Genomic DNA, 15,845 nt, shown 5'->3' with positions numbered 1-15,845 from the left:
ATGACTGGCGATACGAAAAGGGGTAGCTGTGGCGGCCGTCAATCGTGGCGGCGGCTTCGCATGTGTCTTGCGATGCCCCTTCTCCTCTCGCTGATCGGCTGTAAGGCTGATCTTTACACCAAAATTCAGGAGCGCGAGGCTAATGAGATGCTCGCGCTTCTCCTTGGCAAGGGCGTTGATGCTGCCCGTGTTGTCGCCAAGGACGGAACCAGTACAATCCAGGTCGAGGAAAAGCAGCTCGCTTATTCGATTGACCTGCTAAATGTCGAGGGGTTGCCGCGCCAATCCTTCAAGAATCTCGGCGAGGTGTTCAAGGGATCGGGCCTCGTTGCCTCGCCGATCGAGGAGCGGGCACGTTACGTTTATGCTCTAAGCGAAGAATTGTCGCGCACGATCAGCGATATAGATGGCGTCCTTTCAGCACGCGTCCACGTCGTTCTGCCGAAGAACGACTTGTTGCGACAAGATGCGACCCCGTCCTCAGCCTCGGTCTTCATTCGCCATGGCTCCAGCGCGAAGCTCTCGGCACTGTTGCCGCAGATCAAGATGCTCGTCGCAAACAGCATTGAAGGCCTGTCCTATGACAAGGTCGCGGTCGTCTTCGTGCCGGTCGAGCGCGCTCCAATCGAGCAGTCTGCCGCGCCGGTAGTCCCTACGGCTCAGTCAGCGAGAGCGGGCTCAGCGCCGTTACTTCCGCTTGCTGTGGGAGGCGCCGGAGCGCTATTCGGCATCGTATCTTGCGTATTGCTGGGCCCGCGCATGCGTCAGTTTGGACGATCATCGCGCAAGCTGAGCATGTTTGGTAGGGGCTCGCGCGTGTCTGCTGAGCAGGGGGCGGACAAAAAGTTGATTGCTGATGCGACATAGTCTGGACGCTCATGTCGGCATCAATGTCATCCACAAAACTCAATCATTCGTTCACGCTCGCAGTCGATCGACTGCGCGAGCTTGCTGCCTCGGTCGATCCCGGTCGTTTTGCTGGGCTTCTTGACCCGCTGCTTTCGCCTTCCACGTTGGCTCGGCTACAGCAGAGTGCCAGGCTGCAGCCAAGGCTCGCCGAACTGCTGCTGGGCAGCAAGGTAGAGGTGAGCTGCGCCGACTGGGACGAAGATGCTCTCCTTGGGCATGATCCGCGGCGGGCTGCGCTGCTCGCGGGCAGCATCTGGCATGCGCGCTCCATCCTCAAGTTGGTTTCCAGGCACGATCTGACGATATTAGTGCAGGTGATCGGTGCCGAAGCGCATGCGTTCGCAGTCCGGCATTTATCCAGTGCCGTCGCAATGACCCCGATCGTCGAACCGGAGCAATTGTCGCGACAAATCGAATACGATGGGCACGCTTGTCTCGGCGCCTGGCTCGAACAGACTTCATCGCTTGGTCGTATCCGCGTGCTTCTACGCTTGCCTGTTGGGACGGCGGCCGAGAGTCCAACTGCTGAACACCGTAGCGCAGCAGGCGCGCTGCTTTCTCTCGTCATGGCGCATTTGCGTACAGAGGCTGCCGGAGTATGACGGCCGATGACCCCGCATCACCCGCGGCCCCGCAGATTCGGCCACTTGGACCGTTGATCCCAGCTGCGCAGCTTGAGATCTGGCACGATGCCGTACGGGCGCGAGCCGCTGCCGAGCGGCATCTGCAGCGGGTTCGCGGGTGGGCACGCCAGGCTTATGAGCGGGAACGGGCGCGGGGTCGCGCCGAGGGCGCAAAGGCTGGCGCAGAGGAAATGGCGCGGCTGATTGCGCAGGCGACTTTTGAAGTGGCCCAGCGCAAGGCGCGTCTCGAGCGGGAATTGCCGCAACTGGTCTTCGAGATCGTTCGCGATCTGCTTGGCGCGTTTGACCCGGGTGAGCTGCTGGTCCACGGCGTTCGTCATGCGATCGAGCAAAGATACAAGAACACGGAGGTTTGCCTCCACGTACCCCCCCTGAGGGTCGACCTGCTCGCCAGTGAGTTCAAGGACTATGACGGACTTGAGGGCCGGCCGAAGGTCAGGATTGAGGCGGATCCGGCGCTGAGTGCGGACCAATGTGTCTTGTGGAGCGAGTTTGGCAATGTCGATCTTGGACTTGCCGCGCAGCTCCGCGCGCTGCGTCTCGGGTTTGGCTTGTCAGAGGAAGCTCAATCGTGACTGTGCAGCGACCAACCTACGATGCCGCCGCCACAGAAGCTACTGTAGAGGCCGCACTCTCGTCCTTGAGATCTTCCGCCAAGCACATCGATACACGCGCCATCCGCGGCCGGATCACGCGGGCGGTGGGCACGCTGCTGCACGCCGTCTTGCCGGAGGCTCGGGTCGGAGAGCTATGCCTATTGCAGGATCCTCGTAGCGGATGGTCGCTCGAGGCCGAGGTTATCGGCCTGTTACCGGACGGGGTGTTACTCACGCCCATCGGGGACATGGTGGGGCTGTCCAATCGTGCGGAGGTGGTGACGACCGGGCGAATGCAGGAAGTGGCTGTCGGCCCCGATTTGCTCGGCCGCGTCATCGACAGTTTTGGCCGACCGCTCGATGGCAAGGGCCTGATAAAAGCCAGCGAAACCAGACCGCTACGCGGCAGGGCGCCGAATCCGATGAAACGGCGCGGGATTGAACAGCCGTTCCCGCTAGGCGTTCGTGTCCTGGATGGCCTTCTGACATGTGGAGAAGGTCAGCGGATCGGAATCTATGGCGATGCAGGTTGCGGCAAGTCGACGCTGATGTCGCAAATCGTAAGAGGCGCGGCGGCCGACGTCACCATCGTTGCGCTGATCGGCGAGCGCGGTCGAGAGGTGCGTGAATTCATCGAACGTCATCTTGGTGAAGCCCTCCACCGTTCCGTCGTTGTAGTGGAGACCTCTGACCGTTCGGCGATGGAGCGGGCCCAATGCGCCCACATGGCGACAGCACTGGCGGAATATTTTCGGGATCAGGGGCTTCGCGTCGTTTTGATGATGGATTCGTTGACGCGCTTTAGCCGCGCCATGCGTGAAATCGGCCTCGCCGCAGGAGAGCCGCCGACCCGGCGCGGATTTCCGCCCTCCGTTTTCGCGCTGTTGCCGGGCTTGTTGGAGCGCGCCGGCATGGGCGAGCATGGCTCCATTACGGCCTTCTATACGGTGCTTGTCGAAGGTGACGGCACCGGCGATCCAATAGCGGAAGAATCACGCGGCATCCTTGATGGCCACATTATTCTGTCCCGCGCGCTGGCCTCTCGGGAGCATTTTCCGGCTATTGATGTGCTGTCAAGCCGCAGCCGTGTCATGGATGCGATCGTGTCGGTGCCGCATCGCAAGGCGGCATCTTTCTTCCGTGATCTGCTCTCACGCTACGCTGAGGCCGAGTTCTTGATCAAGGTCGGTGAATACAAGCAAGGCTCTGATCCGCTGACAGATCGAGCAATCGCCTCAATCGAGCAGCTGCGGGCCTTTTTGCGCCAGGGGCAGGGTGAGGTGTGCAGCTTTGAGGAGACGGTCGCATGGATATCGCGTCTAACGGCCTAAGTCCCGCTCACGCCTCAAAGCTGCGGCTCGTAAAGGATATGCGGGAACGAAGCGCCCTTCGTGAATTGTCCAACATGGAAGCCAAGCGCCACCTCGCGGTTCAAGCTGTCCAAGAAGCTTGCGAGCATCTTGCACATGCCGAAGAGCGCCGCGCACAGCTCGAGGCGGAGCTCTATCGGGAAATGCTAGCGGCCGATGCGATATCTGTGTGCGAATTGCAGCGACGCTATCATCTCATCATCGGGCGGCTCACAGACGAGATCAAAGCGGCGCAGCGGGTTCTTGACGAGGCCCGTGCTGCTCAAGAGCAAGCTGAGGCTGCGGTTCTTGAGGCCCGATCCGTTTGGACCAAGCGTTCAGCGGCGAGCCAGAAATGGCGTGAGATCGATCACGACGTTCGGCGCATCACGGATGCACATTTCGAGGCTGCCGCCGAAATCGAAGCCGATGATGAAGTCTTGCTCCGCTACCGGCGAGGCCGATCAGGGCAGACGGGATGTGAGCGAACATGATTGCAGATCCTCTCCCGCGCGAGCTAGGGGCCTGCGACGCGGAAGCCGCATCCGCGCCATATCGGCCGGCGGAACGCGCAGCCTTCATACCGACGATGATCCTCTCGCGCGCCGTGGCCTCGTGGCTTAACGAGATCGCAGCGTCGCGTGCGCCTCTGCAAGCGCGCCTCGGCGAGAAGCCGATGTCTGTGCGCGTGAGCCGAACCGTCTGGCAGGTGGAGCCGGCTGTGACGTCGATGCTTGACTGCGTCTTCGACGTAAATGGCGAAAGCTTGATTCTGTCCTTGCCAGCTCCGCTTGCGGAAGCGCTGATTGCGACCGTGCAGGATGGCCTTACCTTACCTTCTGAGCCGACGCGTTCGCTGGTCCTGGAACTTGCGCTGGAACCCTTGCTTGCCCCGCTGGAAAGATTGATGCAGCGCAATCTGCAGCTTGTTCGCACCGAGGAGGCGCCGAATATTAGGCCTTATCTTGAATTTGACGTCGCCTATGGTGAGCTCGCCAGCAAGGCGCGGCTGCTTCTATTCTCGCCACTTGACGGTCCCGTTCCGCCGGCTTTCACCGCGCTCGGCGAGCTGCTCGGCCGATTGCCGCGACAAACGGCCAGGCTGCCCTCCGAACTCCCGGTCGTCGTTGCAGGCCAAGTCGGTTCGCTTCGCGTCGCGATCGGCATTCTTCGCCGAGCAGAGCAAGGCGACGCGCTGCTCCCGGACGTAATTCCACTCGCGCGAGGCCAGATCATTCTCGCAGCAGACCGATTGTGGGCCCCTGCAGAGATCGGCGGCGACAGGCTGGTGCTGCGAGGACCATTCCGCTCGCGATCCCACCCCCTAACAAGTGAAGACATGATGCCCCAAAGCCAGGTGCAACAGCAGCCTCCATCAGAGGCGGATATCGACAGCATCGAGATTACACTCATATTCGAATGTGGCCGCTGGCCGATGCCCTTGGGAACCTTGCGTACCCTCAACGAAGGCCACGTGTTCGAACTTGGCCGGCCTCTGGATGGGCCGGTGGATATCCTTGCCAACGGCCAACGTATCGGCCGGGGCGACATCGTGCGGATTGGGGACGAGCTGGCCGTCAGGCTGCGCGGCAGGTTGACGCTTAATGACTGAGGTTCAACCCAGCATCCTTGCGCTTCTTGCGATCACCGTCGGCCTTGGCCTGCTGGCCTTTGCAGTCGTGACAACGACCGCCTTTATCAAGGTCTCGGTTGTTCTCTTCCTCGTGCGCAATGCGCTTGGGACTCAATCGATACCGCCGAACATCGTGCTTTACGGAGCGGCACTGATCCTGACCGTGTTCATCAGCGCTCCGGTGTTCGAGCAGACCTATAACCGGCTTACCGATCCGCAACTTCGCTACCAAAGTTTCGATGACTGGGTGACGGCCGCCAAGGAGGGACAGGAGCCGCTCCGAGCTCATCTGAAGAAATTCACTAATGAAGAGCAGCGCCGCTTCTTCCTGTCCTCAACGGAACACGTCTGGTCGGAGGACATGCGCGGCAGCGCCACGGCAGATGATTTTGCGATTCTCGTGCCGTCGTTTTTGATCTCCGAACTCAAGCGTGGATTCGAAATCGGCTTTCTTCTCTATCTTCCCTTCATCACGATCGATCTCATTGTAACGACGATTTTGATGGCAATGGGTATGTCGATGGTATCCCCCACGGTGATATCTGTCCCCTTCAAGCTCTTTTTGTTCGTCACGATCGACGGCTGGTCACGTCTCATGCACGGGCTGGTATTAAGCTACACGACGCCAGGAGGTTGACCATGAACGAAGCCAGCATCCTTACACACCTGAGTCAATCTCTCGTGCTCTTCATGATCTGGGTTCTGCCGCCGCTGCTCGCAGCTCTCATCTCTGGGCTGATCATTGGCCTCATCCAGGCGGCAACTCAGCTCCAGGATCAAACCCTGCCACTGACGGTCAAGCTTCTGGTTGTCGTCGCCGTGCTCGCCGGGTTTTCTCCCGTGCTCAGCGCTCCACTGATCGACCAGGCCGAGCACATCTTCAGTGAGTTTCCAGCACTTACCGCAAGATACTAGCAGAGGTTGGATGGCTGGCCTGTCACCCGCAGAGGCGCAAGCTCTGGTTCAGGGCACGATCGAGCTCGTGGCCGCAGCCGGCCTGAGTGCGGCCCGCGCCCTCGGCATCATGCTGGTGCTTCCCGTCTTCACCCGGCCGCGCATCAGCGGTTTGGTTCGGGGAAGCCTGACGATTGCGATCGGCCTGCCGTGCCTCGCTCACATCAAGCTAGGTCTGCAGGCCCTGGACCCGAACACGCGCCTAGTCAGCGTTACCATGCTTGGCCTGAAGGAGGTGTTTGTCGGTCTTATGCTCGGCATCCTGCTCAGTATTCCACTATGGAGCATACAGGCAGTCGGCGACATCATCGATACACAACGAGGAATTTCAAGCCAAGTTGCGGGGGAGGATCCCGCGACGCATAGCCAAGCGTCCGGAACCGGTCTTTTTCTCGGTGTTACGGCGGTTACGATCTTCGTTCTGGTCGGCGGGCTGCAGACCATGGTGAGCGGCCTTTATGGCAGCTACCTAGTGTGGCCTGTCTATCAGTTTCTGCCTGCCGTCACAGCGCAAGGGGCAATGGAATGTCTGGCCCTTCTCGACCGTATCATGATGACGACCTTGTTAGTCGCCGGGCCGGTGCTGGCCCTGCTGCTGCTGGTCGATGTCTCGGTCATGATGCTCGGCCGTTTTGCATCTCAGCTCAAGCTGAACGATCTCTCCCCAATGATCAAGAATGTTGCATTCGGGGTCATCATGGTCAGCTACGCCGTTTATCTGCTTGAATACGCCGGAGCTGATATCCTGACTTCGAACAACATGCTCGAGGATCTGAAGAAACTGTTGAAATGAGCTCTACGAGTGAGGAGAAAAAGCTTCCTCCGACGCCCAAGAAGCTGCGCGATGCCCGCAAGAAGGGGCAGAGCGCGCGCAGCTCGGATCTGGTGAGCGGCGTCAGCGCCTGTGCCGGTTTCGCCTGCCTGTGGTGGCGAGCGGGTGCGATCGAGGACAAGTGGCAGGAGACGGTCCGTCTAGTCGATAAACTGCAGGAGCAGCCGTTCACAAGCGCGGTGCCACAAGCGCTCAGCGGTTTGCTAGAACTTTCGATTGCCACGGTCGCTCCGTTGCTCGCCGCTGCCGTGACAGCAGCTCTTCTGGCCAATGTCCTGGCCAATGGCGGCTTTATGTTCGCTTCGGAGCCGCTCAAGCCGAAGCTCGAGAAACTGGATCCCATCAAAGGCTTGAAACGCATCGCCTCGAAACGTTCGGCCATCGAGCTGGGCAAGACCCTGGCTAAGGTGGTGTTGCTTGGTGCGACCTTCTTTCTCACCGTGATCGCGAGCTGGAAAGCGCTTGTGTACCTGCCAGTCTGCGGCATGGGCTGTTTTGGCTTCGTCTTCACCGAGGTTAAGCTGCTGATTGCGATTGCCGCTGGAGCTTTTCTGGTCGGCGGATTGGCTGACCTCCTAATCCAGCGCTGGCTGTTTATGCAGGACATGCGCATGACGGAAACGGAGGCCAAGCGGGAGAACAAGGAGCAGCAAGGCAATCCGCAGGTGAAGCGTGAGCACCGACGTCTGCGGCAAGAATCGGCCAATGAGGCTCCGCTCGGAATCAGTCGGGCCACGTTGATATTGCGGGGGTCGACAACGTTGATCGGTCTGCGCTATGTGCGCGGCGAGACCGGCGTGCCGGTCTTGGTTTGCCGTGGCGAAGGCGAAGCTGCTTCACAACTACTTGGTGAGGCGCGCGCGCTGCGCCTCACCATTGTGGATGACGATGTCCTGGCGCGTCAGTTGCTCGGCAAAGCAAAGCTCGGCAACCCTGTTCCCTCACAATATTTCGAGTCGGTCGCAAAAGCGCTCTATGCGGCGGGGCTGGTGTAGGTCATTCTGTCCTGACGCTGCGATCTGCGGCCAGGCGCTCGATGGACGCTCGGATGTTCCGCAAGGCGACGATGCGCTAGCCCGAAAGCCTCTGGGCCGCGGCCTCGCCGACCGGATCACCGCGTCAGCTGCGGCGCCAAGAGGCGCCACAACCTGTTCGCCCATTTCGAGAGCTTCAGCGCCTACAACTCAGCCGGCCTGTACCGCCGTGGGTAGAGGAGTCCTGCCATTCGGTTGACAAGCCGGTAGTGCTGATCGTCAACTAAGACGGCTGCCATCTGGAGCATGCTCTCTGTCGCCTATCTCGAGCCGCGCTGCTACAGGTTCATAGTCACAGCGTTTATACGTCTCAAGATCGGCCCGAGTGCCACATTGCGCCGCACACGTTCGAGAGCCGCAGGACATAATCCTGCGTGCGGGGAGAAAAGCAAGCCTCCAGCTAAACTCGGGGCTAAGGGTATTGCAGCCATTGTCCATCGACGCCGTCTTCCCGCGCAGGGTGCTTACAACGTCGATTGCTTCACCTAACCGAACTCGCTAGCTGACACCGGACAAGCTTCGGCGAACATCGCAGGTTCGCGCCGGCAGTTAGCTCGTCCTATCGAAGCATGGTTTCGCATTCGGTCGGCAAGAACCTCTGGATGATCCCGTATAGATCGCGTTCACTCCCTCCTTTGCTGGCACGTTACCAAATGAGGCAGGTATCGCGTGTTGGCAATTGTGGTACCTTGTAGGGGATGATCGAAATGAGCCTAGGTGTGGAGCGCTGCAGTGGCTTCAGCTGACCCGCCAAGAGTCCTACGATTGCTCTGAACTCAAGATGCCGCGAATTATCTAGCTCGTATTGCCGTAGATACCTCTGTTTGTCGAATAGATCTCTTGTTGGGCGGAGGGAGGCAGAGGCTGCGCGCTCAAGGGGGCACAGATCCGGTTGGGCGGCCGATGCCGGGATGAGTGATGACGTGATCGCCACAAGTCGGGGCGTCGGCCACTTGGTGGTCTGCCACCCTTCGACGTTTTTGTCGAAGGCAACCTGGCGGAGAACCAAAGCGAAGAGCCGCCTACCGCGCAGAATGCGAGCTCAACGACAAGGAAGAGGCCCTTCTGGTGGCCGCCTGCAGTCCTCCGACAGGCCGGGTGCTGGACACCGGAGCTGCTGGCTGGCGCGATCCTCAGGCTGACGTGGTACCAGAGCCTGTCGCCGGAACGTCGTTCTCACTCTCGACCGCGACTGGCCCACACGGGCCGCTTTCGTTTTGGGAATTTTCGGGTCTCGTCAGCTTTCAGTAATCCAGCCTGGATACAGAGCCGTTGTGGTTAACGGGACGTGGCAGGGACAGCGCTATCTATCCAGAACGGTCAGCGCCGAGTCACGCTTTCCGCTAAACTCAACGGCAGCGCGGGGCGGCAGGGATAGTGCCTTTAGCCAACCCCCCAAGTCGGTAGGCGCCAGGCCGCGCCCGCGCTGCTTCCTGTCGCTGACCTTCTGCAGTCAGCTTTAGTGGTTTTAAGCGTTCGGAGGGGGGACATGACGGCTTCAACTCAACATCTTCGACTTATGCGCCCAAGTGCGGCGCAACCAGCCGTTGCCAAGTTTGTCTCTTTATGTGCCCCCGAGCTTTCAGCACGGAGATCAGTGGGCGCCGGAAGAACTCAAGTTGCGAATGGGTTTGCACAAGCTTCTGCCATCCGTGTCTGAGCCAAAGAAAAGTCTCGCTCTCGGGGACGTGAACTACACAGCCAGTATCGGGCCGCCGGACTCGGAACACGAGATTTTTCTCCGCAGAAACTGAACTGGCTTCCGATTGAAGTCAGCCAAGACGGCGAGTCGTGCCCGCGCTGCCTGCGATCCGAAGCTGATGCCCGAGCCACGTGAAGCGACTACCAGTCTTGGGGCTATAGCTTCGTCGCCTTGGCCGAAGGTCTGCAGAACGCGCTGTGGTGGCTCGGCGGGCCAGCGCGTGAGCATCGCACCGGGCCAAGGCTGCTCAGTGACAATGGTTCGAATTGCGTGGCGGACGATCTGGCCGAGTGGCTCGACCGGAGGGCATGCAGCAGGTGCGCGGCGCTCCGTACGTCATCAAGACAAGGAAGAAGATTCGCCGTTCTCTGACTGGCCTCACTTTTGCTTGCTGCTCGTTCGCTGGAGGGCAGATCTGAGGTGGAGATTAGAATGTCTGCATTGTCGACTCTTAACGTACTTGCGCTTCCTTTGGCGACAATGATTGCGCTATTCCCAGCATCCGCAAAAGCGCCGATCTGGAGTTCGAGCGATCAGTATGGTACTTTTTCCCTTGATGGTTATTCCTGGAACAACGACGTATATGGTCAAGGTGTTGGGCCTCAGACGATCTCAGTGTATTCGATCAATCAATGGAGCGTGCGGTCGAATCAACCTGACACTGATGGCATTAAGAGCTATCCCCACGGAGCTTTCAATGTCGGGAAACCGCTGAGCGCGATCAACGACCTCAGGTCAAGCTTTAACCAGAGCGTCCCGACTGGCGGCCGTTGGAACTTCGCCTACGATATCTGGGATAGCTCAAATGCCTATGAGATAATGCTTTGGACCAACTACACCGGAAATCCCGACGGAAGCGGTGATGTTAAGCCCATTTCTTACAAGTATAACTCTTCAGGGACCGCCGCGATTCCAGTCTACACAGGCGTGAATGTGGGGGGAGCCACTTGGAACGTGTTTGAAGGCTGGAACAAACACAAGGTTATTTCGTTTCTGCGCAGCTCCAAAACCAACAGCGAGACTGTGGATATCAAGAGTATCCTGCAATGGATAAAGTCGAAAGGATACTTCGGCGACATAATCGTCGGCAGCGTCCAATACGGCGTTGAGATAACCTCGTCCCCAGGCGGACAAACCTTCGACGTCAATCATTGGGCTGTAATCTCGAAGTGACTACCTTGGGACCTACGAGCGGGGACAGCGGCAAAGGCAGTGCCAGAGCCGTTGTTCGAGCTGAGGTCGGGAGTCGGACTGGTCCATACTACCTGTGAAGTCGTCGAAGGTAAGGGACGATCGAGGGAAGGGACCAGCCCGAGGGGAGCCTGCTTCCGGCCGGGGCTGAATCCTCACATGGCGCTTGATGCTGTGCATACGGTGATCACGAACCAGCACGTGAACTGGGTGCTCGATGCCGACATACCCAGCTTCTTCGACTAGGTCGACCACGAGTGGCTGTTGCGGATGGGGGCGCACAGGATCGCCGATCCTCGCATCTTGCAGCTCATCGGGCTGTGGCTGCGAGGCGCGTTCTTTAGAGCGGCGAGAAGCAAGAGACGGACAGGGGCACGCCGCAAGCGGCGGGCATCAGCCCGCTCCTTGCCAACATCTTCCTGCACTAAATCCCCGATCTCTGGACCCAGAAATGGCGTCATCGCCACGCACGCGGTCTTATCGTGATCGTGCGTTACGCGCACGACTTCTTCATGGGCTTCGAGAACAAGGCAGATGCGCGGGAAATGCTCTCTTTGCCCTCAAGGCGGGGCTGGCCGGCTTCGGCCTGATGCTTCATGAGGTCAAGACGCGGCTGATCGAGTTTGGCCGGTTCGCGGCTCTCTCGCGTCAGCGGCGGCGAGCGGCGGCCAGAGACCTTCGCCTTCCTCGGCTTTACCCATTACTGTGGGCGGAACCGAGATGGCCGGTTCATCGTGAAGCACAAGACGGAAGGGAAACGCCTGACGCGCAAGCTAACGGCGTTGCGCCAGGAGGCCTAGCGCTCATGCACGCGCCACTGGCAACGCAGCACGAGTGGCTCGCCGCCGTTCTGCGCGCACACTATGGCTATTATGGCAGGCCGCACAATTGTCCAGCGCTCGACGGCTTCCACCGCGAAGTGCGTCCGACCTGGATGTTGTCTGAGACCGCGTAGCCAGAAAAGTCGGCGCATGGGCTGGCCGGAGTTCGAGACCCTGACGGCACGCTTCCGCCTGCCAACTCCACGCATCACTCGCACATGGGCGCAGGCGCGGATATGACGCGGGTTACCCTCGGGAAGAGCCGGGTGCGGGAAAGCCGCCTGACCGGATCTGTGAGGGCAAAGCCAAATGGCCGAGCTCCTCGACCACTTGCTCTGCAGAGCGCCGTGCTGCCGAATGCTTACTTGATTGATAGCTTCTTGAGATCATGGTGGCACTGGAAAGGTCGGATTTGCTCATCGCCCGGCATCGTTGAAGCGTCCATCTAAGATATCAGGAAGGAGGAGCTGTCCGAGGTGCCGAGGAGCCCCTCATTCAGCCAAATTGTGGCTGATGGAAGAGAAGAACGCGGCCTCCCGGTAGGCTTTCTGCCGTGTAGAGCTGACCGTGGATAAAAAAAGCGGTCATTGGGACGTCCCGGCTCGGCAGAAGGCCTAGACTCTGCAGAGTGTCGATCACGGCGGGCGAAGCCTCTTGGGAGGCGTGCGTCCATCCGTCGCCCAAGAACTCTCCCAGTTCAGGCGCTTGCGGGACTGGCTGATGGCCTGATGCAGGTGCGGCAGACGACAGAGGAAGGTTCGGCGCCAGCACCGAGGGAGCGTCCCCGCTCCATTCAAAGGGAGCCGCCGAATCAAGGCCTGGCGCCAGACCGCCGTAGATATCTGAGCGAGTCCTCGGTGCCGCAGGCGTAGCTTCGCCCGGCAAAGCGGGCCGAGGGTGATGAATGAGCTGAACGTCCTTGGGCCCTGCCGGTCCCAATATGGCCGTGTAGCGTTCGCCGCCGATCTCAAAGTTCATGATTGGATGTTCCGCAACAGGCAAGAAGTCCCACTGGCCCAAGGTGGTCAGCATCATGTCGGGGGCCAGCTGGGTGCGATGGGAAAAATTCTTGGGAACGGCGAACGAAACATCGAACGTATCACCGACAGCGGGCGACCGCAGATGGACGAGCTGAACATCATCAAGTCCTCCCGGTCCCAAGACGGCCATATAGCGTTCACCTCGAATATCGTAGGCCTTTACCCGCTGTGCTGCATCCGGCAAGAGGCCCCAGCGGCGAAGCCTGTGCATCATATTCGGCGGGGCCTGAGTCCCATGGGAGAAATCTTCGGGGACGCTCAAAGACGCATCAAAGGGCTCGCCAGCTGCCACGAACGTCTGCTCAAGCGTGGTCTGAGCCCCAGCGCCTTCGTTCATCATCTGCCGAAAGTGGTCTTCAGAGGCGGAATTCGGCTCCCTCGAGCTCGCCTGCCAAGTGGCGGCATCGAAAAGCTCTTCCTGAGCAACACTTTGCATCGGCGAGGGGACGGTTGAACTCATCGTTGGCCAAGGCAGCAGTGCATCGAAGGTTGGCGCCGGCATGAGGTTCTCGCGATCCGCGGCATCGAAAAGCGCGTCCTGAGGGACACTTTGCACCGGCGAGTGGATGGTTGAACTCATTGTTGGCCAAGGCACCAGTGCATCGAAGGTCGGCGCCGGCATGAGGTTCTCGCGATCCGCGGCATCGAAAAGCGCCTCCTGAGGGACACTTTGCACCGCCGAGTGGATGTTTGAACTCATTGTTGGCCAAGGCACCAGTGCATCGAAGGTCGGCGCCGGCATGAGGTTCTCGCGGACCGCGGCATCGAAAAGCGCGTCCTCAGGGACACTTTGCACCGGCGAGTGGATAGTGGAACTCATCCTTGGCCAAGACACCGGTGCATCGGAGGTCGCCCCCGACAAGAGCTTCTCGCGGTCCGCGGCATCGAAAAGGGCTTCCTGAGCGACACTTTGCACCGGCGATTGGGGCATTGAACTGACCGTTGGCCCAAGCATTGTCGCGGGCAAGAGGTGCTCGCCATCCGCGGCATCGAAAAGCACATCCTGGACGACACTTTGTACAGGAGAATGGGCTAACCCCACTCCATGCCAGACCTGCGGAGCATTGAACCCGGGCGGCAATGAGCCGCGCCCCTCCGCAACGTTTCCTGTCGGCTGCTCATCGGCCGGCCGCATGGGCGAGGAAGCGGACGGCTGAGTGACCTTGCGCGAACTGCCTCCTTCCCCGCCCAAATTGTTCTGCCTGATCGCGCGATAGTCGCGAAAGGCGTTCAAGGCGGCGATGAGGGCCCTGTCATTCGGAAACAATTTGTGCGCGTGGCCAAGCAGTTTATCATCATTGAGCTCGGCAATGGACAGGGGGCGGAGCGCTGCCGCCAACTTCCGCAGAGCGCTCGCATAGCCCTCGGCCCGACTCTTGCCGATCCGTCGACCAAAGCGTGCCTCGGCGGCGTCCCTGATGAGATTCTCATCTTTCCTGGAAGGACGATAATGTGTTGAGAGGGGGCCAGCGTTGGCGTCGGGCTCGCGATACCGACTGACCATTGACAATGCTGGGGCGATGATCTTATCGCCTGGCAGCAGCTTCTCAGCGTAGCGGCTCAACGTATCGTCATCCAGCCCAGAAATTGATTTGCCAGACTTCTTCAGTGCGTCCGCCAAGTTGCGAAGCCGACGATCATACATTTCGACGGTGGTTTTACTCGGCGGCTGCCCTCGATCGAGAGCCGCGGCCGACGCCGCTTGGATGAGGCGATCGTCTTCCTCAGTGACATCATATAGCGCTGCGTGAGGATATACGGGGCCCGCTTCTCGCACGCCTGCCAGGTGCTGCTCAAACGCAGCATTCGGCTGCTCCGGCTGTTCGACGGTCGCGTCTGACGCAGTGAACTCTTTATCGGCTGGGTTGATCGTGTTGAATCGGTCCATGGTCAGTCCGCTGGCATCGTTCTCTCGTTACTCCGCTACTCACGTTAGCTTTCCAAAATCTGACGTGGCCAGGCGGAAAGGTAGAATGAAAGGGGAATACGGCCGGCGGGACATTCCATCGATTGGATGGGACGACGATGATGCAAACCAGCTGCCGAGCGGGTTACTGAAATGGAGCTAGAAATGGGCGCTCCCTAGTCATAACGCCGTGGGGTCAAACGACCGGTGGTCGCCACGCCTAAGTCACCCTCTTGGACACGCCCCATAGATCGCAAACTCTCTCTTCCGGCGTCGATCTCGCACAAGCAGGTCCGGTCACGGTTTCACTGTCGAAGCGCTCAGGGTGATGATGGCGACCTTCTTGAGCACGCGCAGGCGACGTGGAATTTCCGGACGAGATCCATTGGTGCGGGTGAACAAGATCCACCACCCGTTCTCGATCTGAGCCATGCGGCACGTTGCGCTTGATCGTCACCACTCCCAAACCATAGCGCGGCTTTGCGCGTCACGATCGACTCGTCTCTCCTTGCTGACCACATGGAGGGCAGCGGTGTTGATTTCCGGACATTCGCCAAAAACTGCTATCGGAGCGGCTGTACATTCGGTGCTGTCGTTCCCGCCGCGTTCGGGGCTCCCGTACCTGGTCCCTCTTCTCCGTTGCTCTTGTTACGCGGGGGGAAGGTACCGTAGTTGGCCAGAGGAATGGCGGCGCGATCGCCATTACTTGTGATGACAGACCGATTATCCAGCAGGTCGAGCGGATCGTTTACCATAACTGCCAGATTGTTCTTGGTCGAGCAACCAAGCGTGGGTTCGAACGAATTGTCGTTCACGGCTGGTCCGACGATCAAAAGCGACGGACAGATCGGAGGATGGGCATCAAAGGTGATCGCCTCGATCCTCACGCCGGAACGGAGCGGCAAATCGACGGGGGAAGCGGACAGGCGGATGTTATAAGGAGCAACGCCCATGGCGCGGGCCTCGTGCGCCACTTGGGCAATGAGCCTGGGTGAGCCGGTGACATCCACGTGGAGTGCATCCCGCCGGCCGCCGCTGACGTTCGCGATAAAGCTCCGCAGCTGACGCTTTTCGGAGCCACGTAGGCTCTGCAGGAACAAGATACGTTTCTTCTGCTCTACTTGTATTGCTTGTTCAGCCGGCCCGAGATGGACCGAGGCACTATTTGCGCAGCCGCCCAATGTTGTCCCAATAACGATCAAGTGACACAAATGTCGTAAGGTCATTGACGATC

The 15,845-nt window shown here is 59.6% G+C and carries 15 protein-coding genes; 12 read left to right on the top strand and 3 right to left on the bottom strand.

Annotated features, from left to right (window positions below):
• The 12 genes from sctJ (at position 1) to AC24YW_RS32500 (ending at position 11,799) form a co-directional block, all read left to right on the top strand.
• Positions 1-867 carry a type III secretion system inner membrane ring lipoprotein SctJ gene (gene sctJ, locus AC24YW_RS32555; RefSeq protein WP_487486540.1) on the top strand — a complete coding sequence of 289 codons (867 nt, stop codon included), beginning with the start codon at positions 1-3 and terminating at the stop codon, positions 865-867.
• Between the two features lie 11 nt (positions 868-878).
• On the top strand, positions 879-1,511 hold the full coding sequence (locus tag AC24YW_RS32550; protein WP_487486539.1) for a nodulation protein NolU: 633 nt from the start codon (positions 879-881) through the stop codon (positions 1,509-1,511).
• Positions 1,508-2,128, top strand: a complete 621-nt coding sequence (gene sctL, locus AC24YW_RS32545; RefSeq protein ID WP_172787705.1) for a type III secretion system stator protein SctL — start codon at positions 1,508-1,510, stop codon at positions 2,126-2,128. The genes AC24YW_RS32550 and sctL overlap by 4 nt, the downstream gene beginning before the upstream one ends.
• The gene (gene sctN, locus AC24YW_RS32540; RefSeq protein ID WP_487486538.1) at positions 2,125-3,480 is read left to right on the top strand and encodes a type III secretion system ATPase SctN; all 1,356 of its coding nucleotides are present in this window, start codon (positions 2,125-2,127) and stop codon (positions 3,478-3,480) included. Before sctL ends, sctN begins: the two co-directional genes overlap by 4 nt.
• Entirely contained in the window at positions 3,456-3,992 is a 537-nt protein-coding gene (locus AC24YW_RS32535; RefSeq protein WP_487486537.1) for a hypothetical protein, read from the top strand. The genes sctN and AC24YW_RS32535 overlap by 25 nt, the downstream gene beginning before the upstream one ends.
• The gene (gene sctQ / locus AC24YW_RS32530; protein WP_487486536.1) at positions 3,989-5,110 is read left to right on the top strand and encodes a type III secretion system cytoplasmic ring protein SctQ; all 1,122 of its coding nucleotides are present in this window, start codon (positions 3,989-3,991) and stop codon (positions 5,108-5,110) included. The genes AC24YW_RS32535 and sctQ overlap by 4 nt, the downstream gene beginning before the upstream one ends.
• On the top strand, positions 5,103-5,768 hold the full coding sequence (gene sctR, locus AC24YW_RS32525) for a type III secretion system export apparatus subunit SctR (protein WP_172787701.1): 666 nt from the start codon (positions 5,103-5,105) through the stop codon (positions 5,766-5,768). Before sctQ ends, sctR begins: the two co-directional genes overlap by 8 nt.
• Positions 5,769-5,770: 2 nt before the next feature.
• Complete coding sequence (locus AC24YW_RS32520; RefSeq protein ID WP_036014823.1) at positions 5,771-6,046, top strand: EscS/YscS/HrcS family type III secretion system export apparatus protein; 276 nt, start codon at positions 5,771-5,773, stop codon at positions 6,044-6,046.
• Between the two features lie 10 nt (positions 6,047-6,056).
• The gene (gene sctT, locus AC24YW_RS32515) at positions 6,057-6,878 is read left to right on the top strand and encodes a type III secretion system export apparatus subunit SctT (protein ID WP_404538197.1); all 822 of its coding nucleotides are present in this window, start codon (positions 6,057-6,059) and stop codon (positions 6,876-6,878) included.
• The gene (locus AC24YW_RS32510; RefSeq protein ID WP_370156270.1) at positions 6,875-7,912 is read left to right on the top strand and encodes an EscU/YscU/HrcU family type III secretion system export apparatus switch protein; all 1,038 of its coding nucleotides are present in this window, start codon (positions 6,875-6,877) and stop codon (positions 7,910-7,912) included. The genes sctT and AC24YW_RS32510 overlap by 4 nt, the downstream gene beginning before the upstream one ends.
• 2,173 nt (positions 7,913-10,085) lie before the next feature.
• A complete protein-coding gene (locus AC24YW_RS32505; RefSeq protein ID WP_404538199.1) occupies positions 10,086-10,826 on the top strand; it encodes a GH12 family glycosyl hydrolase domain-containing protein in 741 nt (246 codons plus the stop codon).
• 823 nt (positions 10,827-11,649) lie between these two features.
• Positions 11,650-11,799 carry a hypothetical protein gene (locus AC24YW_RS32500; RefSeq protein WP_246708926.1) on the top strand — a complete coding sequence of 50 codons (150 nt, stop codon included), beginning with the start codon at positions 11,650-11,652 and terminating at the stop codon, positions 11,797-11,799.
• Positions 11,800-12,160: 361 nt separating this feature from the next.
• Here AC24YW_RS32500 and AC24YW_RS32495 read toward each other — a convergent pair whose 3' ends face one another.
• The 3 genes from AC24YW_RS32495 to AC24YW_RS32485 form a co-directional block, all read right to left on the bottom strand.
• Positions 12,161-14,593, bottom strand: a complete 2,433-nt coding sequence (locus AC24YW_RS32495) for a hypothetical protein (RefSeq protein ID WP_487486535.1) — start codon at positions 14,591-14,593, stop codon at positions 12,161-12,163.
• A 315-nt stretch (positions 14,594-14,908) separates the two neighbouring features.
• Positions 14,909-15,043, bottom strand: a complete 135-nt coding sequence (locus AC24YW_RS32490) for a hypothetical protein (protein WP_404538205.1) — start codon at positions 15,041-15,043, stop codon at positions 14,909-14,911.
• A gap of 131 nt (positions 15,044-15,174) precedes the next feature.
• Entirely contained in the window at positions 15,175-15,837 is a 663-nt protein-coding gene (locus AC24YW_RS32485) for a CpaD family pilus assembly lipoprotein (protein ID WP_404538207.1), read from the bottom strand.
• Positions 15,838-15,845: the final 8 nt, after the last annotated feature.

It is taken from the genome of Bradyrhizobium sp. USDA3516, assembly GCF_057651995.1.
Note: the sequence above shows the minus strand (reverse complement) of the source record. Positions and strands in the feature narration are given on the sequence as shown.

What these genes read in the sequence shown, in the direction of transcription:
- sctJ (WP_487486540.1), top strand. Translation starts at nt 1, where the DNA reads ATGACTGGCGATACGAAAAGGGGTAGCTGTGGCGGCCGTCAATCGTGG.
- AC24YW_RS32550 (WP_487486539.1), top strand. Translation starts at nt 879, where the DNA reads ATGTCGGCATCAATGTCATCCACAAAACTCAATCATTCGTTCACGCTC.
- sctL (WP_172787705.1), top strand. Translation starts at nt 1,508, where the DNA reads ATGACGGCCGATGACCCCGCATCACCCGCGGCCCCGCAGATTCGGCCA.
- AC24YW_RS32535 (WP_487486537.1), top strand. Translation starts at nt 3,456, where the DNA reads ATGGATATCGCGTCTAACGGCCTAAGTCCCGCTCACGCCTCAAAGCTG.
- sctQ (WP_487486536.1), top strand. Translation starts at nt 3,989, where the DNA reads ATGATTGCAGATCCTCTCCCGCGCGAGCTAGGGGCCTGCGACGCGGAA.
- sctR (WP_172787701.1), top strand. Translation starts at nt 5,103, where the DNA reads ATGACTGAGGTTCAACCCAGCATCCTTGCGCTTCTTGCGATCACCGTC.
- AC24YW_RS32520 (WP_036014823.1), top strand. Translation starts at nt 5,771, where the DNA reads ATGAACGAAGCCAGCATCCTTACACACCTGAGTCAATCTCTCGTGCTC.
- sctT (WP_404538197.1), top strand. Translation starts at nt 6,057, where the DNA reads ATGGCTGGCCTGTCACCCGCAGAGGCGCAAGCTCTGGTTCAGGGCACG.
- AC24YW_RS32510 (WP_370156270.1), top strand. Translation starts at nt 6,875, where the DNA reads ATGAGCTCTACGAGTGAGGAGAAAAAGCTTCCTCCGACGCCCAAGAAG.
- AC24YW_RS32505 (WP_404538199.1), top strand. Translation starts at nt 10,086, where the DNA reads ATGTCTGCATTGTCGACTCTTAACGTACTTGCGCTTCCTTTGGCGACA.
- AC24YW_RS32500 (WP_246708926.1), top strand. Translation starts at nt 11,650, where the DNA reads ATGCACGCGCCACTGGCAACGCAGCACGAGTGGCTCGCCGCCGTTCTG.
- AC24YW_RS32495 (WP_487486535.1), bottom strand. Translation starts at nt 14,593, where the DNA reads ATGGACCGATTCAACACGATCAACCCAGCCGATAAAGAGTTCACTGCG.
- AC24YW_RS32490 (WP_404538205.1), bottom strand. Translation starts at nt 15,043, where the DNA reads ATGGCTCAGATCGAGAACGGGTGGTGGATCTTGTTCACCCGCACCAAT.
- AC24YW_RS32485 (WP_404538207.1), bottom strand. Translation starts at nt 15,837, where the DNA reads ATGACCTTACGACATTTGTGTCACTTGATCGTTATTGGGACAACATTG.